We start from the raw sequence: 19,527 nt of genomic DNA on the forward strand, positions 1-19,527 counted from the left end.
ATAGGATGAATTTCGAATAGGGACAGATTAGGAGAAATAATTGTAAACAACCAGCAGGAGCTGGTTGTTTTTTTACATGGTTACCTGTTTCAAACTTTCCTCAGGAGTCATTTTAGTCACATAGGTCCCTGCCACAAAGTCGTGAATTGCACGCTTATCATCTCGGAATATGACGAAAAATGCACTGAGAAGGGCACCGAAACCAAACGTAATCAGATAAAACACTCCGGTCACTACATTTCGCATCAACATATTCCCTATATGTATATTGCTGCCATCTTTTTTCACAATTCGTATGCCCATGGTCTTTTTTCCTACGTCGTACCCTTTCCAGAAGACAGGTGTTAATAAGAAGTAGAGGAACATGATGAAGGAAATGATGGGGTCGTCAGGGTTTAATTCATCCGTTACAACGCCAAATAGTACTAGGAGAGGGACGTTGATGAATAATCCATTGGCAAGTCCTGCTCCAAGTCGTGTCCAAAAGCCAGCAGGTTGATTGATCATAGCAAAGGCTCCTTTCAGCAATGTTATATAAGAATTGTAGCATAGTTCGAAAGAGTCAATGTGTGAAAATCCCTTATTTCTGTAAGATATCAGATAAATCATGTTTTATGTTCTTTACACCGGGTAAATATGTACTAAATAACATTCGACGGGAGAGAAAATGATGAGCTATATTAACCAGGGTAGAGAGCGTATTCAATTTGATCGGAAGGGAAAGACCAAGGATTTACATATACTGGAGTGTACGCATTGTTCGAATGAGTTCCGTTCGACGATGAATGTAAACCAGATAGAGTGCTCGAATTGCTCTACAGCGACCAATCCTAAAATGGACCTGTCCCTGTTTAAAGTCATCGGCGTTATTGAAAATCTACAAGGGAGTGAAGTACGTTGCTAAATAAAGATAAAATGGCTGATTTGAAAATGGATTTTAACGATATTCTTTGGATGAGTTCAGGTGTTGCTATCATTCTATTATTAATTGCTTTAGCGAATTTCTTTATCCTCTCATAAGACTTTCAAATACCGCATATTAAAAAGTCCTGAACAAGCTCAGGGCTTTTTTTGTTGGAGAAATATATCAAGATAAAAAGCCTGACCGCTATCACCTTGATAGCGGTCAGGCTTTTCGTTCTATTAACCCTTATAGTTTTCATCATACTCGAGATAAACAACATGTGTTTCAAGGTACTCGTTCAGTCCGTGCTTCCCGTCTGCTCCACCGATTCCCGATTGACCGCGGCCAGCATGAAATCCATTGATGGCCTCGAAATTTTCACGGTTGACGAAGGTTTCCCCGTAACGAAGCTCGTTTGCGGCCCTCATGATTTCATGGAGGTTCTCACTGAAAATCGAAGACGAAAGACCATATTCCGTATCGTTGGCAAGCTCGATCACTTCGTCAAAATCCTTGTACGTCATAATCGGCAGTACCGGCCCGAAGATTTCTTCCTGGATGATGTCCATCTCCTGCTTCACATCGACAAGAAGGGTAGGCTCATAGTAGAAGCCTTTCTCTATGTTAACCGGCTTTCCGCCAGTAAGCACCTTTGCCCCGTTTTCGATGGCAGTGTTGACCATTTCCGTAACGGTATCGAGGCGGTCTTTATTTACTAGGGGACCGATCTCGTTATCGCGGTTTGTTGGATCTCCAACAGTTGTGTTTTTCATGGCTTCGGTCATTTTACTGATGAATTCTTCTGCCACATCCTCATGTACATATACTCGTTCAGCATTCGTACATGCCTGCCCGGAGTTTGTGATCCTGGATGTCTTGATCTTTTCAACGGCCAGGTCAATATTGGCATGCTTCGTGACGATGGCCGGAGCCTTGCCGCCGAGTTCCAGGTTTACTTTCGTGATCGATTTTGATGCGGCTTCCATCACTTTCGAACCTGCAGGGTAACTTCCTGTCATGGACACCATGCGCACTTTAGGGTGGCTGGACATCGGATTCCCGATATCCGACCCTTTCCCTGTCACGAGATTGAAGACCCCTTTGGGCAGTCCCACTTCATCTACGATCTTAGCAAACTCACAAGCGGTATTCGGTGTATACTGACTGGGTTTCAGGACAATCGTACAGCCTGTCACGATCGCCGGTGCCACTTTTCTCGCCAGGATGAACATTGGGAAGTTCCATGGAACGATTCCTGCGACAACACCGATCGGTTTCTTATAAACCAGTATGTTCTCGTTAGACCGTTCACTCTCAAGGATTTCTCCTTCATAGCGGAGTGCCCATCCCGCCATGTAGCGGAAATACTCGATGGCAACATCCAGTTCACCTTCAGAGGCATCCAATGTCTTCCCGTTTTCTTCCGTCAGCATCTGCACAAATTGATTTTTCCGCTCCTCCAATTTGTCGGCCATTTTATATAAATAAGAAGCCCGTTCCTTCGATGGAACCTTATTCCATGAAAGGAATGCCGTATGGGCAGATTCGATTGCCTGATTGACATCCTCTTCCGTGCCTAAAGGTATAGAAGAAATCGTCTCCTCATTCGCAGGATTAATAACATCCATCGTCTCATTGGACGTACTATCAACAAACTCACCATTCACATATAACTGATACTTCTTCACCATTACTCCTCCTCCTGAACTGTTAATCACATATCTTCCTCTTTTCCCGTCCAATGGGGAGGAGTAAACATAAGGATGTGCAAAAGAAAGAGGGACGGACCTCCCTCACGCATACCTGAGTGTTGATATATCAGGGTTTCAAGTGAGAATAAGGAGGTCCGTCCCTCGACGATTATTTACTTGGGTCGGCGATTTTGACGAGTTGTTTGCCGATGTTTTTTCCTTGGAAGAGTCCGAGGAAGGCGTCGGTTACGTTGTCGAGGCCTTCTGTGATCGTTTCTTCGTATTGCAGTTTTCCTTGTGATAGCCACTTGCCAAGCTCAGTTGCGCCTTCTTTGAAGCGGTCACTATAGTCATTGACGACAAAGCCTTTCATGAGTGCGCTGGATTTGATCAGTTTCGTTTGAACACGCGGTCCAAGGTCCCTGTCTGTCTTATTATAAGAAGAAATGGCGCCGCATACTGGTACACGTGCATGTTTGTTTAGTAAACTAAGGGCAGCGTCACCGATTTCACCACCGACATTTTCATAGTACACGTCGATGCCATTTGGACATGCTTCTTTTAATGTTTTGTAGATATTGTCCGTCGTTTTATAATTGATTCCTTCGTCAAACCCGAGGGTATCGGTCAGATAGCTGACTTTTTCATCAGATCCTGCGATCCCGACAACTCGGGCGCCTTTGATCTTGGCGATTTGTCCAACCACTGATCCTACTGCACCTGCAGCTCCGGATACGACAACGGTTTCGCCTTCTTTGGGTTGTCCGATATCCATCAGTCCGAAATATGCCGTCAATCCAGTCATCCCGAGGATACTTAGGTGCGTAGAAATCGGGGCGACATCTGGATCGATGGAGCGGACCTCTTTCTCATTGGCAAGGGAATACTCCTGCCACGGAAGCATGCCGACTACGAAATCCCCTTTCTGGAAGTGCTCGGACTGTGATTCCACGATTTCCCCGACGACTCCGCCGGAGAGCGCTTCGTTTAATTGGAAAGGAGCAACGTAGGACTTGGCATCAGACATTCTCCCGCGCATGTAAGGATCCACGGAAAGATAAAGAGCCTTCACTAGTACTTCCCCTTTGGATGGCTTTGACACTTCGATTTCCTTATAAAGGAAGTCCTCTTTGACAGGCATTCCTTCAGGGCGGGATACTAATTGAATTTGTTTCTGTGTTTCAGGCAGCATAACGATTCCTCCTTGAAATTTGACTATATTCATTTTTTTCCGATTACTTGAAACTTATCACATTAAGTTTAGATTCCACAAAGAATAACACTTGAGAAAGGCGTGATAAATGTGCCAAATCTATGGGATGCAGAAGTAGCTGTCACCTCCAGTCAGGCTAAAAAATTGATTGAATCCCAGTTTCCGGAGTTGATTCCTGCTGACATCAAGATTTTAGATTATGGTTTTGACAATACGGTCATGGTAGTAAATAACGATTGGGTTTTTCGGTTTCCCAGGAGAGAGATTGCCGTAAGACTTTTGAAAACGGAAGGAGTGCTTCTGCCACTCCTTGATGAAAGCGGCCCGGATCTTCAAATTCCGGTTCCTGCTTATTACGGTAAACCTTCGTCTCTCTACAAATGGCCGTTTCTCGGATATCGTTTTGTGAAGGGGACGATTCCATCAGAGTCATCCGGAGTCATGAGAGAAGGGGAATCTGCCATTAAATTGGCCAGGTTTCTTAAAAAGCTTCACGGAACGACTGTGGCAGGAGCAGAAAAACATGGAGTACCATATGACGAGCTTTCCCGGTTGGATGTTGTAAAGCGGCATCCCATCTTGGAAAAAAACATGGAAGAAATTAAAGATCTCAACCTATTTCACCCAATGGAAAAATTAGAAAGGTTTCTTCAGAACTTACCGAGTAAGGCTTTGCCCGAGGAACTCACACTTGTACATGGCGACCTTCACTTTAAAAACATCGTGGTAGACAAAGAGGGCACCCTATCAGGGGTCCTTGATTGGGGGGATGTCCATCTTGGTCACCGGGCCATTGATTTAAATCTTATCTACAGCTTTCTCACTCCAAAAGGAAGGACTCAATTTTTAAAAGAATATGGAGAAGTTGGGGAGGAAGAATTGGACTATGCCAGATTCAAAGCGGTTTATACGAACGTGGTTTTACTTCTTTACGGCTACCATGAAAGTCAGCCCCATACGGTGGTGGAAGCTCAGCAAAGCCTGAAGCTTGCTCTGACATAATAAAAGCCTGGTTGACTCATCTGTCAACCAGGCTTTCTATTTCTCTTACTTCACATTCTTTTGGATATATTTTACGATCTTACGAAGTTCATTGGCATGGGGACGGCCGAATGGACTCGTTTGTCTTTGCTGGTACATGGCCTGTCCTTTTTCATTCACAAGGAAGTAAGCCGGTTCACCATGCTGTCCGTGATCATCATACGGAGCATCTTCTCCATGATAGAAGACGTCATAAGCTTTGATCGCCTCTAAATTTTCGTCGGCTAGTACAGGGAAAGTCAGATCTTCTTTATTGGCAAACTCCTGTAGATCGGCCATCTTATCACTTGAAATCGTCAGTAAATGAACATTTTCTTTTTCAAAGTATTCTTTATTTGCTTGAAGCTCCCTTAATTCTTCCTGACATACAGGGCACCATGACCCTCTGAAGAAGACGATGAGATGCCAGCTTTGATGTTCTTTCTGATGATCCTCGAACGAGAAGGTTTCACCTGAAACTGCAGGGAGCTTGAAATTTGGTACCTTATCTTTTAATTGAAAAGCCATTATTCATTCCTCCTATGTGTTTTCTAACTTGTCAAATAGGCGTTAGGACAAACCCGGCCTCTTGCGATTACATACAGTATAGTAGTGTAAATTTCTTTCATAAGATGTATTTCCCTTTTGTTGAGAAATAAAACGTACAATTGTGCAGATCATGACTGGAAAGGATGAATTCTATGAGAAATGGTGGCAGACCGAAACTATGTATTTTCCCGGAATACAAGTGGTGCGGTCCGGGATGCAGCGGACCGGGTGCACCCGTCAATTCGGTTGACGCTGCATGCAAAGCCCATGACCTATGCTATGAGCGACACGGCCCGACATGTGAGTGTGACCGGCTGTTCATGAAGAAACTGGAGGGTGAAATCGATCCTCATACACGGAAGGGACGGCATGCTTTTCTTTTCTATCAATATATGCAGCTGCAGACGAGGGTTAAGTGCCAGGAGAATCGATGTGGAAGGCGAAGGTGCAGGGGGTCTTGGATATAACATGAAAGAAGGTCCGTTATTCTTTGGACCCTCTTGATTCAATTATTTTAGGTTCAGAGTATAGTGATAAACCGTTTCCTCCTTTATATAATCGTTTTTCTCATACAATGCCTGTGCCTGGACATTGTCCCGGTCCGTTTCCAAAATGACCGACTTTGCATTGGTTTGAACCGCATGTTCCTTCGCAGCGTCTAATAACATCTGTCCGGCACCCAGTCTGCGGGCCTTTTTGGAAACATAAAGGTCATTCAGCTTCCAGATCCGCTCCATATAAACGGAGGAGAAAGAAGGATACAGCTGGGTGAACCCTACATATTCATCATCGTGAAGGGCGACAAAGATCACAGATTCATCATGTGCGAGGCGGCCTTCAAGATACCGTCTCGCACCAATCGTATTCGATTTCTGATGATAAAACATACGATAATCATTAAAAAGTCCTACAAGACCATCCAAGTCTGAAAGACGAGCACGACATACCTTCATTCAATCCCCCCTTCCATACACTATTTTATGAAAGATGGGGAATAACATGACGGTGAGGTTCAATATGAATTGGGAAAGAGTAGTGGATTTTTATCCGTAAATATTGTTATGACGGGGTTTACCTCGTAAATAGGTGTGATTTTTGAGGTCCGTCCCTCCAAAGGATACAAAAAAACCATGAAGGCGGATTTCGCCTTCATGGTTTTTTAAACAGTTATGCTCGTCGGGCTTGCCAAGCCGCCTGCGCTTTTCTGATTGTCCAGCTCCGGCGGCTAGAGGCTCGAGGTCATAAGCCAGAAATGCCAAAAAGGCAAAGAGCGCCTTTCCGTCATTTCCGTCTTATGCTTGTCGCCTCTGCCCAAGCCGCCTGCGCTTTTCTGATTGTCCAGCTCCGGCGGCTAGAGGCTCGAGGTCATAAGTCAAGAACGTCAAAAAGGCAAAGAGCGCCTTTCCGACGTTCTCGCCTTATGCTTGTCGCCTCTAAACAAGCCGCCTCCGCTTTTTTTAGTACCCTTCAACTACCAAATCAAGTTTCCCGGTTTCGGGACTGATGACAAGTCCGTGAACGGGGATCTTTTTATCCATTAATGGATGGTTCTTGATCATGTCCACACTGTGGGCGACGCTTTCCTGTACGGAGCTGAAGCCTTTCAGCCAGTCGTGGAGGTCGATTCCAGAGTAGTTGACGGTCTCGAGTGTTTCTTCCGTAATGCCGCGTTCCTTCATTTTATCAAGGATACTGTTGCTGTTGATGGCGCTCATGCCGCAGTCGTGATGACCGATGACAATAACTTCATCTGCCTGCAGTTCGTAGACTGCCACAAGCAGGCTGCGCATGATGCTTCCGAATGGGTGGCTTACGATGGCGCCTGCATTTTTGACGACTTTCACATCTCCGTTTTTCATGTTCATGGATTTAGGGAGCAGCTCTACTAAACGAGTGTCCATACAGGTAAGAATCACTAAGCGCTTGTCCGGGAATTTGGTGGTCCGGTACTCTTCATACGATTGTTCTTCTACAAATTGCTGGTTGTAATCAAGTATGTTCGTTAATAAAGTCATATCGTCTCTCCTATAAAATAAAATTATTTCACATTTCGTTGAATGTGATATTCAATCTCTTTTATTTTATCCATAATTTCTTGCCGATTCCAATCAGATGTATTGGAAAGCTTTAAATATAATGAAGAAATTTTTGCAAGTACTTCTGTCAGGTTCGATTCTTTTCTCGAATAAGCGGGATTACCCATCAAATCGAACAAGCTGTTCATTTGCTCGGATACTTTTTGGTATTGATGATCCTTGGCAATGAGGACAACATGGAAATACTGCTGGATGTCTGAAAACTGAAAGAAGATGTCGAATAGCTCGAAGGAATCGTTTTTCTTTACATTCAGTTCCATTTCGCCTTTAGTATGTTTGTGAAGGATCCGGGCAAATTTAGGTGAACTTTCTTCTTCCACGATGGACATGAAGTTTTCACCGGGCATCAACAAGTCATAGCCTGAATTTGAAGCATCTATTAAGCTAAACTGCCTATCCAGTAACAGATAAGGGATAGGGCATAAGTGTAAATTTTCCACACGATCACTCCCTAGAGAAAGGTTCCGGACGTCACTGCTGCGTCTCGTAAAAGACGAATGGTACTAATATCAGAACCTCATATTGTCGGCTGCATGTAATTAAGGAGTTAGCCCTTCAAGGAAATAAGCCCATTGGACATGTCAGTGAGATAGTCATTGAGTTCCAACAAGTCATGAAAGCTTGTCACCTTTGATTTTTCCAAGAAATCAAGGGAGTAGTGGGAGACGAGTCTGCCACCGACAAGAATGTCAATCTCCTGATGATGCGCTCTGATTTCTTCGATGCACTCTTTTAATCGGGTCAGTTCTGTCGTCATACCAATGGATATCCCAATGGCATGGGGTTTCCAAGCGCTAATGAAGGTTAACGCATCTTTGACAGGGACGTTGGCTCCCAAGTAACGGGTATTCCATTGCTTTTCTTTGAATACTTCGTTCGCAAGTTCCAGTCCCAAACTGTGTTGTTCACCCTCAATGCAAAATAAAAGAGCTTTAGGTTGGTTTTCTAAAGCTTCTTGATGGGTAAAAACAGTAGCAAGTAGATATTTAAGAGTTGCAGTAGCTAAATGCTCATCTGCAACGGTAATTTGATTTTTCTCCCAAAGATCACCAATTCTATACATGGATGGTTTAATAATTTTCTCGTAAAAAGTAAAATTATCTATTTTTGAATGGATGGAAGAGGAATGCAGTTCAAATAATGAATGCACGTCTCCTGTGAGAATAGACTTGGTGAAAGCCTTGACAAGCTGATTCATTTATAATCACTCCCAGCAAAAATACCAATTACTATATTCAATAGATAGAATCGAAATTCCTGCTGTAAATTTCAATCTATAATTGGATTGACTTTCCTAAAAATCTTATTTAATATAACCTCTGTAACACTAATTATCGCTCAAGTACCTGAGAGAGGTTCATAGCATTAACCCTCTATAAAAAACTATGGTTCTATGAATCTAACATGGGATTATCTTAAACATGTTATCATTTAAGCGTAACAGGATAGTACAATTTTTGCAATTTTCCTGCCTGTTATGTCGATTCTTAGGCTAATGCTATGTCCTCCTTCATTCGAGGCACTCTGAAGGGGAGGATTTTTACATGTCAGGAAGAAAAGACGAAGATTTAACAGATTTATCATTATTAGGTAATCAAGGGACTAACTACTTATTTGAGTATGCTCCACACATCTTGGAAGTATTCGACAATAAGCATCCGAACCGGGATTATTTTGTGAAATTCAACTGTCCTGAATTCACAAGTCTCTGTCCGAAAACAGGTCAGCCGGATTTTGCTACCATCTATATCAGCTACATCCCTGGTGAAAGGATGGTGGAAAGTAAATCTCTTAAGCTCTATCTGTTCAGCTTCCGTAATCACGGAGATTTCCATGAAGACTGCATGAACATCATCATGAACGATCTCATCGAATTGATGGATCCACGTTATATCGAAGTGTGGGGGAAATTCACCCCGCGTGGAGGAATCAGCATCGATCCATACTGCAACTACGGAAAGCCAGGGACGAAATATGAGACGATGGCAGACCATCGCTTGATGAACCATGATTTGTATCCGGAGAAAATAGATAATCGATAAAGTGTAAAAACGATTCCTGATGGGATCGTTTTTTTTTGCGTTTTTTACAATGTCCCTGTGGAGGCATTTGCGGAAATTCCCCCTTTACCCTGAAAGTTAGTCGTTAAACCTCATCCTTGTCCTCATCACATCTGCAAACCCTTCCAATTTTCACAATTATTAAACCTTATTTTTTTGACCGGATTCCCTTTACAAAGGGTCTTGATGGGCTTTATAATCCCGTTGTTCAACTATTTACGGAAAACCAAAATAAATTTTAAAGAAAAAGGAGGTTGCGGTGATGCGACAAAGAATATTTTCCTTCTTAATGATGAATCTTGGGGCATTTCTTGTGTCTGTGAATGTCCATTTTTTCTTATCGCCTAATAATTTAGCGACAGGGGGAGTCAGTGGATTGTCGATCATCATGAACGATCTGTTTCCAGGTATATCTCTTGGACTGTTCATGATTATCATCAATATCATTCTGTTTATCGTCGGTGTGATTTTTCTCGGCTTTAATTTCGGTGCGAAAACGATTTACGCGAGTTTCGCCCTTTCATTCTATGTTTGGTTATTAGAAAGATTTGCTCCGATGAGCGCGCCACTCAGTGATGATATCTTGATCCAATTGATCATCGGTCAATGCATTGCCGCAATCGGTATGGCGATTGTGTTCAACCAGCAGGCATCAACGGGTGGAACGGATATCGTGGCTTTGATCTTTAATAAATATTTCAATATAGATGTAGGCAGAGGCGTGCTGCTGGCGGATTTATCAATCGCTATGTCCTCAGCCGTACTTTTCGGACCGCAAGTCGGAATGTATGCATTCTTCGGGGTCATCCTGAACGGACTGGTCATCGATTATGCATTGCAGCAGTTCAATTCAAATAAAGAGATTGTGATCATCAGCCGTTACAGTGATGAAATCAAGTCTTACATCGTGCACGAACTTGGGAAAGGAGCGACGATCCATACGGCAACGGGAGCGTTCACGTCCGATGAAAAGGAAGTCATCACAACCATCCTTGGACGCAAGGACTTCTCCAAACTGAAAGGCTTCATCACCCAGGTCGATAATCGTGCGTTCATCACGGTTCACACGATGAACGAAATTCTTGGACAAAACTTTAAACGATTAGCTTAGAAATGAAACTCCACCTTTTTATTGGGTGGAGTTTTTTTATTGTGACTTCAAAAAAATATAGGAAAATATTCCATCTTTCCTGTATAAATAGAAGTAGGGGGGTGGAAGTATGGAAAAGGAAGAACTGAAAAGGTTGGAACAAAAAATCAACTTTCTGGAAAAAGAGCTTTATCTCGTGAAACGGCAGTTAATTCAGGCAAAGAGTGAAAACGAATCACCCGTCGTCCAAAAAACAGAGGTCTACCCGGAACCTGAAAAATCAATTCCTGCTGTTTCTGCACAACCCATCATCGAAAAAGAACCATTTGATTTCTCCGTCGAACGCTGGCTCCCAAAAGTCTTCTTGTTCGTTTTATTAATAGGAAGCATCTGGGGATTCATGGCGGCTTCTCAAAACGGATGGGTCTCACCGGGGCTCCGGGTGTTGACGGGTGGCGTGATCAGTATCGTGATGTATGCGCTTGGTGAAAGGTTCAGCGGGGATCAGCGTAAATTATCCATCACGCTTCTTTCGGGAAGCATCGTCCTCGCGATCATTACGTTATTTTCAGCTAATATCCTATACGGTTATATCGGGGGACTCATCACGAATCTTTTATTAATCCTAATCATTTCTGTTGGACTGTGGGCTTCTCACAAGCACAGTTCTCAACTGATTCTTTGTTTGATAGGGGTAGGGGCATACCTGTTTCCGTTCATTTTCGCAGGGGATGAGCGGAATGAGTGGCTATTTTACGGCTATGAACTGGTACTGTTCTTCGTATTGATGACGTTCAGTACGTTGAAAAGTTACCGGATAGCCTGGAATATACATTATTATTTACTGTATTTTTCACTGTTTTTCTTTGCGGCGTTTGGTGTCGGAGAGATCACCCTGACCGTTCTTATTCCGTTTGCGATCCAGCACGCGTATATCCTGCTCCTGATTGTCCTTAATCGGGATGAACGGGTGAACGCCGAGATGATACCGGCCCTTGTGACAGGCAGCTTCATCCTTCTTGGATTGTTGAATGACATTTATGCAGAGATTCCCCTTTTCTATTATGTGGCGTTTGCTGCTGTGTATATCGGGATTTCCTTCATTGAACCAAAGGAGAAGAAGCGGACGAAGGATGTCCTGCTTGTCCTCGGATTCCTGCATGTGCTCCTCTTCCTATTCGAATGGTTTGAATACGATTGGCGCTTCGTGCTGGTGGCGATTCAGGCAAATGCCCTGTTGTGGCTTGCGGGGAGAAGGGAAAGCTATGTCGGATTTGCCGGATCATTTCTCTTGATGTTGTTTTCTTTCTTGGGAATGATGACTAGTGCATCGGAGGATTTCTTCAGTGTGGAGCTGCCGATTTTCATTCTGGCGTTTCTGTATATGTATTTGATTTCTCAAATAAACAAGAGGGAATCTTCTTTCTTGAGCGTTTCAGCGACCACGTTAAAAGTCGTGCTGACCGGTCTCGTGATGTTCTTTGTCCTTCGCTTGACGGATTTCATCGTCATTGGCTGGGAGTACACGCCGCGGACGACGGCCTTCACCGTTGCGATCGCCGCACTGTCCATCGGCTATCTCATCTACGGGGAAAGCAGGAAGGATGTGTTCTACCGCTGGGTGGGGATCAGCTTCCTTGCCCTTGCCTTAGTGAAATTTTTCCTTGCCGACCTTGTGTTCCTGGACTTCACGATCCGTGCCATGATCCTGATTCCAATCGGAGTCATCGGTCTCGTGTTATCGAGGATACTGTATAAAAAGGAATAAACACGTTGCAAAAGCTTTCAGAATAATTATATAATAGAACTATAAAATTTCGTGTAATGATAAAAGGAGGTGGAATTGAGATGAATCGTTCTGTAGGATTGCGTGGGAAGTATTTAGACTATATTTACATTTGCCGTGCAATTTTTCATGCATTTGCGTTCAAGGGGACACGTATGCCCTTTTTCAGCAAGTGAATATGAATACTGAACGGTAAGAGGTCTCAATTCCAATCACTTTTCTATAAAGAGTCGGAAAAAAGGGGGGCGTTTTCGCTCTCTTTTTTTGTCCCTTCTTTTATTAAAGGGGAAGTGCGGTGCAGTAAAGTCCCGCATTTCTGTAAAGCCATGGGAGAGCCTTCTGCTCCTCCATGGCTTATTTTATGAACCTCTTACCTCTAAATAGATCTTGAAAGGAAGAGGAAAATGATTATTTGCAGCGCACAGGAACTAAGTAAGATGTTTGGAGGTCATTTGATATTTGAGGATTTGAGCTTTGAAATACCCGAGAGAGCCCGGATTGGCCTCGTTGGACGGAATGGGACAGGGAAGACGACCATCTTTAAATTATTGTCAGGGGTGGAAGCTCCGGACAAGGGGCTCATTCATCTGAAAAAAGGAGCAAAGGTAGGGTATTTGGCTCAGATTCCACAGTATAAGGAAGGTACGAAAGGAATCGATGTTTTGCGTTCCGCGTTTTCCGAACTGATTCAGATTGGTTACCGGTTAAAAGAGCTGGAAACCAAAATGGGGAATGAAGAGAATCCGGATACCCTCAACCAGTTACTAGAAGAGTACGGAAAGCTTCAGGATCAATTCACCCTTTCTGGAGGATATGAGATCGAGTCCGATATTGCGAAGATCGTGAACGGCCTCGCCATTGGGGAACTGGTGGAGAAGGATTTCAATGCGTGCAGCGGCGGGGAACAGACAAAGCTTTGCCTCGGTCTGATCCTTCTTGAGAAGCCGGACCTGCTGCTTCTTGACGAACCGACGAATCATCTGGATATCGTGGCGGTTGAGTGGCTTGAGGATTTTTTGAAAGAATATGATGGCACCGTCGTCTGCATTTCCCATGATCGATATTTCCTCGATCACGTCATTACAAAGGTATATGACCTGGAAGACGGGGAGCTGACGGTTTACCATACAAACTACTCCGGATTTGTAAAGGAAAAGGAAGAGCGCCTGATGATCGAGTTCCAGGCGTATCAGGAACAGCAGAAGAAAATCAAGAAGATGAAGGAGGCCATCAAAAGGCTGAAGGAATGGGCGAATCAAGCGAATCCTCCGAATGAAGCCCTGCACAAGCGGGCACGGAATATGGAAAGAGCATTGGAACGGATGGAGAAGATCAAGCGGCCGATCCTTGACCGCAAGAAGATGGGACTGGAATTTGAAGAAACGGATCGGAGCGGGAAAATCGTATTTTCCATGGAGGAGGTTTCGAAAGTCTACGGGGAAAAGATTTTATTTGAGAGTGCCAGTCTCCACGTCCACTTCAAGGACCGCACGGCCATCGTCGGTCAGAATGGCACAGGGAAATCCACTATCATCAAACTGCTTCTGGGGGAAGAATCAGCGGATAGTGGTGTGGTGAAAATCGGAAGCAATGTGAAACTCGGCTATCTTTCCCAGCACTTTACGGTGGCAGACCCAAATGTCCGGTTGATCGATGCCTTCAGGGAAGAGGTACCTGTAACAGAAGGGGATGCCCGGCATATACTCGCCAAGTTCTTATTTTATGGGCCGAATGTGTTCCGGAAGGTGGGGCAGCTGAGCGGTGGGGAAAAGATGAGGCTCAGACTTGCCCAGCTGATGCACCAGGATATCAACTTCCTTGTCCTCGATGAACCGACGAATCATCTGGACATTGATTCAAGGGAAGTATTAGAGGATGCATTGGAGGATTTCAAAGGCACGATCCTGGCCGTATCCCATGACCGGTACTTTTTGAATAAATTGTTCAAGAAAACCTATTGGATCCACCGGGGTGAGCTTTATTTCTTTGATGGGGCTTACAGCTGGGCTAAGGAAAAGCTGCCTGAACTCGCCCCGGAAGAGGCAGTCGTGCAAGTGGTGAAGGAAGCTAGACCAAAAGCAGTCGCGGAGAAACCCTCCCGCACGATGGAAGAAATCGAAGCAGGGCTTGAAAAGGTGGAAGACGAGATCTTTGCCATTGAAGAGAAGCTTCTCGCTCAGGCAGACCTGGATGTCATTCAGGAGCTGTATAAGGAAAAAGAACAGAAAGAACAGGAACGGAGCAAAATGTATCAGGATTTAGAAGAATTATTGGCATAAGAACAGGGAGATGGCGGAGGGAGTCATCTCCCTTCCAATTTTCCAGGGGGAATTCGTATAATGAAACAAAGAAAGGATGAGAAAACATGGAAGCCAAAGAAGTGATCATCATTGGAGGAGGCCTGTCAGGTATCATGGCAGCCAGGACGTTGATGAATAAAGGGGTAGAGGATATCCTCATAATGGAGAAGAGCAGAAGTGTCGGTGGCAGGCTGGCCACAAGGCGAATCGGGGGAGGGAAAGCAGATCATGGAGCCCAGTTCTTCACGGTCCGTTCCCCGGAACTGCAAGAGGAGGTAGAGAAGTGGCTCAAAGCAGGATGGGTGAAACGCTGGTTCGGCTCTCCCTACCCCAGATACACATCCACGGACGGCATGAACTCCCTCGCGAAACAACTGGCAAAAACCATCCCTGTCAAACTGAACACCAGGGTATCTTCCATTCGGGACGGGAGGGACGGACCTCTGGTAGTGGAACTTGAAACTGGAGAAAAGATCCTGACGAATCATTGCGTAGTGACGGCTCCCGTACCCCAGGTTATGCAATTGCTTACGGGTACGGCACATTTACGTTTACCCGCTATTTCTTTTGCCCCGTGCTTCGTTGGCATGTTTACCTTTGACGGGGCAAGCCGTATCCCGTCACCAGGTCACTTAGATGAAGAGCTTCCTGACGGTGTGGAGCGGGTGGTGGATCACTATAAGAAAGGCATCTCCTCCACTGTTACCGTGAGTGTGTATATGACGGGGGATTGGTCGAAGCGAAACGAAAGCCTTGAGGACGACGATATCTTAGGGGAAATCCGAAAGGTTGCGGAGAACTATCTTGAAAAAGGAAGTGCGGTGACAGAAGCTCAGTTGAAACGGTGGAAGTATTCAGAAGCAGAAGCTGTGGTACGCACTCCTTTCGAGGAAATGGGGGAAAAAGGGCGGATCATCCTATGTGGGGATGCTTTTCTCCGTGAGAATGATGAAGCTGGACGTACGCGTTTTGAGAGTGCCTATTTATCGGGGATTTCAGCTGGTAAGAGGCTCGCTGAGAAGCGAGAAGGAATATGATTGATCCGTCCGTATAACGACCATATTCTGAACAAACACTACAATAGACTAAAGGATAAGCAGGGGAAGACATGAAGATACAATTAAGACAGGCAACGAAAGAGCAGATTGATACCATCATGGACGTATACATCAGATGTAAACATGATCTTGATGGAAAAGGCTTGCTGCAATGGAATGACAACTACCCAAGCAGTGCCTATTTTAAGGAAGAAATGGATAACGGGAACCTTTATGTATTGATGGTGGACGGAGAGGTCGCAGGATCTGCAACTCTCAACGAGTGGCAGTCACCTGAATGGTCGGAGATTCCGTGGGAACACAGGAATGAATGGGTGATCCACGCCCTGTTTCTCGATCCCCTTCAACAGGGAAAAGGCTTAGGAACGACATTTATGAAAAAGTGTGAGGAACTGGCTGGGGAAAAAGGGTATGAAAGTATCCGGCTGGATGCCTATTCCCGAAACACGGGGGCGAACTCCCTTTATGAGAAACTCGGATATGAATACCGTGGCTCTGTCTATTTCACCTCGAAACCTGAGGGCCACCAGGAATATCGATGCTATGAGAAAGCCGTGACTCTCTAACATTCAATGGTTGTTCAAATGTACCAAGGAAAAAGGTATAGGAAAAATGGTATACTCTAAGGTACAGTATGCGCTGAATAAGTTAGCAGGGAAGCGATTATATTGACACCGATCATGGATGAGGCACGAGCCTTTATTACACAGTGTTATCAAGAACTGAATAAAAGCGAATCGGACATCATGTTTCGCCTTCAACAAATAGAAGAAGAACTTACTGAGATAGGGACCTACACCCATACAAACGAAGAGCTGGTCCACGGAGCGAAAATGGCTTGGAGAAACAGCAACCGCTGCATCGGGCGCTTGTTCTGGAATTCATTGACCGTGTTTGACGAACGGGAAGCCTCGACGGAAGAGGACGTGTTCCAGGCCCTCTTCCGTCATTTGGATTATGCATCGAACGGAGGCAGGATCCGGCCGACAATCACGGTTTTCAGATCATCTCATCCGAACAAGCCCGATATCCGGTTATGGAACCATCAACTGATCAGATATGCTGGTTATGAGGAAAATGGTCAGTACAGAGGAGACCCCCATTCCATCGAATTCACTCAAAAATGCCGGGAACTTGGCTGGCAGGGGGAGGGGACGGACTTCGATGTTCTTCCCTTAGTCGTGCAAATCGGAGATCAGCCTCCAGAGATGAGAGTGGTTGAGCCGCATCTTGCTTTGCAGGTACCTCTTCGTCACCCCGAATTCGACTGGTTCGGGGACCTTGGACTGAAGTGGTACGGTGTCCCGATCATTTCGGACATGGAATTGAAGATCGGGGGGATCTCATACAAGACGGCACCCTTCAACGGCTGGTATATGGAAACAGAAATCGGTGCCCGGAATCTCGCCGATGAGAACCGCTACAATCTGATCCCGAAAGTGGCGAGCTGCATGGGGTTGGATACTACAAGAGCGGCCACGTTGTGGAAGGATAAGGCGCTGATAGAATTGAACATTGCTGTGCTTCATTCTTTTAAAGAAGATGGGGTAAGCATCGTGGACCATCACACGGCTGCCCAGCAGTTCCGGCTTTTTGAAGAAAATGAGAAGAGCGCGGATCGCGATGTAACCGGAGACTGGACGTGGTTGATCCCTCCCGTTTCTCCTGCAGCGACTCATATTTTCCATAAAGAGTTCGATAACACATGGAATTCGACCAATTACTTTTATCAAGATAAACCATACTAAAAGAAGCTGTTTTCTGTCCTGTACAGAAGGCAGCTTTTCTTTCCCGTTAAAAAGTAAACGGCGGTCTCTTGGACACTTCATAATATTGAAACCAGAACCTGAACTCGTCGAATAAAACAGGACCATCGAATGTGAAGTTCTCAAAGAAATCCTCGATCAGTCCGGCGTCGGCATCATCCATGATCCCTGTGACATAAAGGGGAGTTTTAAACCGCTTATACAAATCTTCATATCCATAAAAATGAAACAAATCTTCTAATTGCTCCTCATTCATGCTATCACCTTCCTTACTAGTAGGGTTTCTTTTTCTTCTAGAAATATCCATAAAAAAAACAGCACCGGAAGGGCCGAGCTGCTTTAAGGTGTTAAGATGAAAGTGATTATTATGGATAAGAACAGGAGAAATGGGCAATCGTACAAGCACAAGTAGTACAACCCTCATAGTATACATTATGTGAAGCCACTCCTTTCATTCTTCACACTGGGGGACGGACCTATTATAGGTCCGTCCCTCTCATGTTAAAGATTATTGTTTGTGTGAAGCGTATTTTTTCATTCCGAGGGTTGTACCACCCGCGATGATCAATAGGGCTGCAAGGAGGTATTCGAATGGGAATTCGTTGTTGTCAGCGGTTCCGCCCATACCAGTGTTTGGCATCTCTGAAGGCATGTTGGCCTTGAACTTGTCAGGGAATTGATCCGCGAAAGCTCCTGATAAACCTTTTGCAGGATTCAGCATATGCTCATATGCCATACGGATTCCATCCCACGCTTTTTCATAATCGCCAGCCGCATAGCTGTCGAAAGCACCAATCAGTTGTTCAACGTGCATTTGAAGGCCGTCTGCAAGAGCATCTGATTCTAAACGGCCGTCTGTAGCAGTTTCAAGGAATTTAGAGAATTCGGCGCGGTAGCCATCTAGATTCTTGATTGCTTCTTTTTTCGCGGCTTCATCTTCAGCACCCGTTGCCTTTACATAATCAACGAAGAATCCGATATGTTTTGACCACATGTCTTTGAATTGGTTTCCTGCCTCTTCACCATAAACAGAAGCTATCGCTGCAGAAAGATCTTCCGTATTGGCATTCAGGGCATTGACGGAAGCATCGAAGTCTTTAGAACCGTCGATCCCGTTTTGCATCGCCATCGTCGCAAGGGCAGCATGCTCTGTTAAAAGATGGTTAAGTGTTGATCGTAAGTCCGTTGCAGGAGTCACAGCCATCGTGTTTTCGAATTTATCCGGATATTGATCTGTGATGGCACTGGATAATCCTTTGGATACCATGGCCATATGTCCGATCGCTTCACGCTCATATTCGTAAGCCTTTTCATAATCTCCTGCTACATAACTGTCAAAGGCACCGATGAGCTGATTGATATGCATTTGAAGTCCTTCTGCCAAACTATCCGACTTCAATCGTTCACCCGTTGCTGTCTCAAGGAAATTAGAGAATTCTTCTTTGTATCCTGATAGATTCTGAAGGGCTTCATCTTTTGCAGCCTGATCATCAGCGCCCGTTGCTTTCACATAATCAACGAAGTATCCGATATGATTGGTCCAGATCGTGTTGAACTGGTTTCCTGCTTCTTCACCATAAACAGAGGCGATCGCGCCTTTTAAATCTGCTGCGTTATCATTTAAAGCCCCGGCAGCCGCATCAAAATCTTCAGCGCCTTCTGCTCCGCGTCTCATCGCTTCGACGGCTAAGTATGCATGTTCAGTAAGTAAACGATCCAGTGAGGTTCTTAATTCACCGGCCGGCGTATCCACTTTCGTCATAGAATGATCTTCACCGTTGTGTGCTGATACTGCACCTGCAGTTGGAATCAATAACGTCATACTTAATGGGACGGCTAAATAACTTTTTTTCATTTTCATAATGGTATCTCTCCTTTTGGTTTTTTTATATTTTCATAAAGCTAACGACAGAAGTTAAGAGATGGATCACTTTTATTAAAACTTTCTCTTCTATTCTTTTTAATCAGCAAAAAAAGCCCGGCAGTCAAGGACT

General features: G+C 44.7%; 21 protein-coding genes. 11 read left to right on the forward strand and 10 right to left on the reverse strand.

Annotated features, from left to right (window positions below; translation table 11 throughout):
* Positions 1–72: 72 nt before the first annotated feature.
* Complete coding sequence (locus NQ095_RS11310) at positions 73–507, reverse strand: RDD family protein (RefSeq protein ID WP_258263570.1); 435 nt, start codon at positions 505–507, stop codon at positions 73–75.
* Positions 508–667: 160 nt separating this feature from the next.
* Between NQ095_RS11310 and NQ095_RS11315 the strand changes: the two genes are divergently transcribed.
* Entirely contained in the window at positions 668–904 is a 237-nt protein-coding gene (locus NQ095_RS11315) for a hypothetical protein (RefSeq protein WP_258263571.1), read from the forward strand.
* Positions 905–1,143: 239 nt separating this feature from the next.
* Here the strand turns inward: NQ095_RS11315 and aldA are convergent, their stop codons facing one another.
* Together aldA and NQ095_RS11325 are read right to left on the reverse strand one after the other, a co-directional pair.
* Entirely contained in the window at positions 1,144–2,595 is a 1,452-nt protein-coding gene (gene aldA, locus NQ095_RS11320; protein ID WP_309137637.1) for an aldehyde dehydrogenase, read from the reverse strand.
* A gap of 169 nt (positions 2,596–2,764) precedes the next feature.
* Positions 2,765–3,784, reverse strand: a complete 1,020-nt coding sequence (locus tag NQ095_RS11325) for an NADP-dependent oxidoreductase (protein ID WP_258263614.1) — start codon at positions 3,782–3,784, stop codon at positions 2,765–2,767.
* A gap of 114 nt (positions 3,785–3,898) precedes the next feature.
* On the opposite strand from NQ095_RS11325, the gene NQ095_RS11330 reads away from it, so the two are divergent.
* On the forward strand, positions 3,899–4,810 hold the full coding sequence (locus NQ095_RS11330; protein ID WP_258263573.1) for a phosphotransferase: 912 nt from the start codon (positions 3,899–3,901) through the stop codon (positions 4,808–4,810).
* A 45-nt stretch (positions 4,811–4,855) separates the two neighbouring features.
* Here the strand turns inward: NQ095_RS11330 and NQ095_RS11335 are convergent, their stop codons facing one another.
* Complete coding sequence (locus NQ095_RS11335; RefSeq protein WP_258263615.1) at positions 4,856–5,359, reverse strand: peroxiredoxin family protein; 504 nt, start codon at positions 5,357–5,359, stop codon at positions 4,856–4,858.
* 170 nt (positions 5,360–5,529) lie between these two features.
* Here NQ095_RS11335 and NQ095_RS11340 point away from each other — a divergent pair, with 170 nt between their 5' ends.
* On the forward strand, positions 5,530–5,844 hold the full coding sequence (locus tag NQ095_RS11340; RefSeq protein ID WP_258263574.1) for a phospholipase: 315 nt from the start codon (positions 5,530–5,532) through the stop codon (positions 5,842–5,844).
* Positions 5,845–5,886: 42 nt separating this feature from the next.
* Here NQ095_RS11340 and NQ095_RS11345 read toward each other — a convergent pair whose 3' ends face one another.
* From NQ095_RS11345 to NQ095_RS11360, 4 genes are all read right to left on the reverse strand, one after another.
* A complete protein-coding gene (locus NQ095_RS11345) occupies positions 5,887–6,330 on the reverse strand; it encodes a GNAT family N-acetyltransferase (RefSeq protein ID WP_258263575.1) in 444 nt (147 codons plus the stop codon).
* 504 nt (positions 6,331–6,834) lie between these two features.
* Positions 6,835–7,392, reverse strand: a complete 558-nt coding sequence (locus tag NQ095_RS11350; RefSeq protein ID WP_258263576.1) for a beta-class carbonic anhydrase — start codon at positions 7,390–7,392, stop codon at positions 6,835–6,837.
* A 23-nt stretch (positions 7,393–7,415) separates the two neighbouring features.
* Positions 7,416–7,913 carry a hypothetical protein gene (locus NQ095_RS11355; protein WP_258263577.1) on the reverse strand — a complete coding sequence of 166 codons (498 nt, stop codon included), beginning with the start codon at positions 7,911–7,913 and terminating at the stop codon, positions 7,416–7,418.
* A 107-nt stretch (positions 7,914–8,020) separates the two neighbouring features.
* Complete coding sequence (locus NQ095_RS11360; protein WP_258263578.1) at positions 8,021–8,671, reverse strand: cobalamin B12-binding domain-containing protein; 651 nt, start codon at positions 8,669–8,671, stop codon at positions 8,021–8,023.
* A gap of 346 nt (positions 8,672–9,017) precedes the next feature.
* On the opposite strand from NQ095_RS11360, the gene queF reads away from it, so the two are divergent.
* The 8 genes from queF (at position 9,018) to NQ095_RS11395 (ending at position 17,515) form a co-directional block, all read left to right on the forward strand.
* Positions 9,018–9,515, forward strand: a complete 498-nt coding sequence (gene queF / locus NQ095_RS11365) for a preQ(1) synthase (protein WP_258263579.1) — start codon at positions 9,018–9,020, stop codon at positions 9,513–9,515.
* A 280-nt stretch (positions 9,516–9,795) separates the two neighbouring features.
* Positions 9,796–10,644: a YitT family protein gene (locus tag NQ095_RS11370; protein ID WP_258263581.1), complete on the forward strand. Its 849-nt coding sequence runs from the start codon at positions 9,796–9,798 to the stop codon at positions 10,642–10,644.
* A 109-nt stretch (positions 10,645–10,753) separates the two neighbouring features.
* Positions 10,754–12,391, forward strand: a complete 1,638-nt coding sequence (locus NQ095_RS11375; protein WP_258263582.1) for a DUF2339 domain-containing protein — start codon at positions 10,754–10,756, stop codon at positions 12,389–12,391.
* 80 nt (positions 12,392–12,471) lie between these two features.
* Entirely contained in the window at positions 12,472–12,585 is a 114-nt protein-coding gene (locus NQ095_RS22510; RefSeq protein ID WP_098351140.1) for an RAxF-45 family protein, read from the forward strand.
* Positions 12,586–12,813: 228 nt separating this feature from the next.
* The gene (gene abc-f / locus NQ095_RS11380) at positions 12,814–14,688 is read left to right on the forward strand and encodes a ribosomal protection-like ABC-F family protein (protein ID WP_258263583.1); all 1,875 of its coding nucleotides are present in this window, start codon (positions 12,814–12,816) and stop codon (positions 14,686–14,688) included.
* Positions 14,689–14,774: 86 nt separating this feature from the next.
* Positions 14,775–15,746 carry an NAD(P)/FAD-dependent oxidoreductase gene (locus tag NQ095_RS11385; protein WP_258263584.1) on the forward strand — a complete coding sequence of 324 codons (972 nt, stop codon included), beginning with the start codon at positions 14,775–14,777 and terminating at the stop codon, positions 15,744–15,746.
* Positions 15,747–15,817: 71 nt separating this feature from the next.
* Positions 15,818–16,333, forward strand: a complete 516-nt coding sequence (locus NQ095_RS11390; protein ID WP_258263585.1) for a GNAT family N-acetyltransferase — start codon at positions 15,818–15,820, stop codon at positions 16,331–16,333.
* Positions 16,334–16,447: 114 nt separating this feature from the next.
* Positions 16,448–17,515 carry a nitric oxide synthase oxygenase gene (locus NQ095_RS11395; protein WP_258263616.1) on the forward strand — a complete coding sequence of 356 codons (1,068 nt, stop codon included), beginning with the start codon at positions 16,448–16,450 and terminating at the stop codon, positions 17,513–17,515.
* Between the two features lie 46 nt (positions 17,516–17,561).
* On the opposite strand, the gene NQ095_RS11400 is transcribed toward NQ095_RS11395, so the two are convergent.
* Entirely contained in the window at positions 17,562–17,789 is a 228-nt protein-coding gene (locus NQ095_RS11400; RefSeq protein WP_060671434.1) for a hypothetical protein, read from the reverse strand.
* A gap of 252 nt (positions 17,790–18,041) precedes the next feature.
* Positions 18,042–19,394, reverse strand: coding sequence for a copper amine oxidase (locus NQ095_RS11405; RefSeq protein WP_258263587.1), 1,353 nt, complete (start codon positions 19,392–19,394; stop codon positions 18,042–18,044).
* Positions 19,395–19,527: the final 133 nt, after the last annotated feature.

It is taken from the genome of Rossellomorea sp. SC111, from assembly GCF_024733565.1.
GTDB lineage: Bacteria > Bacillota > Bacilli > Bacillales > Bacillaceae_B > Rossellomorea.

Coding starts and splice junctions, on each gene's coding strand:
- NQ095_RS11310 (WP_258263570.1), bottom strand. CDS start 507: ATGATCAATCAACCTGCTGGCTTTTGGACACGACTTGGAGCAGGACTT.
- NQ095_RS11315 (WP_258263571.1), top strand. CDS start 668: ATGATGAGCTATATTAACCAGGGTAGAGAGCGTATTCAATTTGATCGG.
- aldA (WP_309137637.1), bottom strand. CDS start 2,595: ATGGTGAAGAAGTATCAGTTATATGTGAATGGTGAGTTTGTTGATAGT.
- NQ095_RS11340 (WP_258263574.1), top strand. CDS start 5,530: ATGAGAAATGGTGGCAGACCGAAACTATGTATTTTCCCGGAATACAAG.
- NQ095_RS11345 (WP_258263575.1), bottom strand. CDS start 6,330: ATGAAGGTATGTCGTGCTCGTCTTTCAGACTTGGATGGTCTTGTAGGA.
- NQ095_RS11350 (WP_258263576.1), bottom strand. CDS start 7,392: ATGACTTTATTAACGAACATACTTGATTACAACCAGCAATTTGTAGAA.
- NQ095_RS11360 (WP_258263578.1), bottom strand. CDS start 8,671: ATGAATCAGCTTGTCAAGGCTTTCACCAAGTCTATTCTCACAGGAGAC.
- queF (WP_258263579.1), top strand. CDS start 9,018: ATGTCAGGAAGAAAAGACGAAGATTTAACAGATTTATCATTATTAGGT.
- NQ095_RS11370 (WP_258263581.1), top strand. CDS start 9,796: ATGCGACAAAGAATATTTTCCTTCTTAATGATGAATCTTGGGGCATTT.
- NQ095_RS11375 (WP_258263582.1), top strand. CDS start 10,754: ATGGAAAAGGAAGAACTGAAAAGGTTGGAACAAAAAATCAACTTTCTG.
- NQ095_RS22510 (WP_098351140.1), top strand. CDS start 12,472: ATGAATCGTTCTGTAGGATTGCGTGGGAAGTATTTAGACTATATTTAC.
- abc-f (WP_258263583.1), top strand. CDS start 12,814: ATGATTATTTGCAGCGCACAGGAACTAAGTAAGATGTTTGGAGGTCAT.
- NQ095_RS11385 (WP_258263584.1), top strand. CDS start 14,775: ATGGAAGCCAAAGAAGTGATCATCATTGGAGGAGGCCTGTCAGGTATC.
- NQ095_RS11390 (WP_258263585.1), top strand. CDS start 15,818: ATGAAGATACAATTAAGACAGGCAACGAAAGAGCAGATTGATACCATC.
- NQ095_RS11395 (WP_258263616.1), top strand. CDS start 16,448: ATGGATGAGGCACGAGCCTTTATTACACAGTGTTATCAAGAACTGAAT.
- NQ095_RS11400 (WP_060671434.1), bottom strand. CDS start 17,789: ATGAATGAGGAGCAATTAGAAGATTTGTTTCATTTTTATGGATATGAA.
- NQ095_RS11405 (WP_258263587.1), bottom strand. CDS start 19,394: ATGAAAATGAAAAAAAGTTATTTAGCCGTCCCATTAAGTATGACGTTA.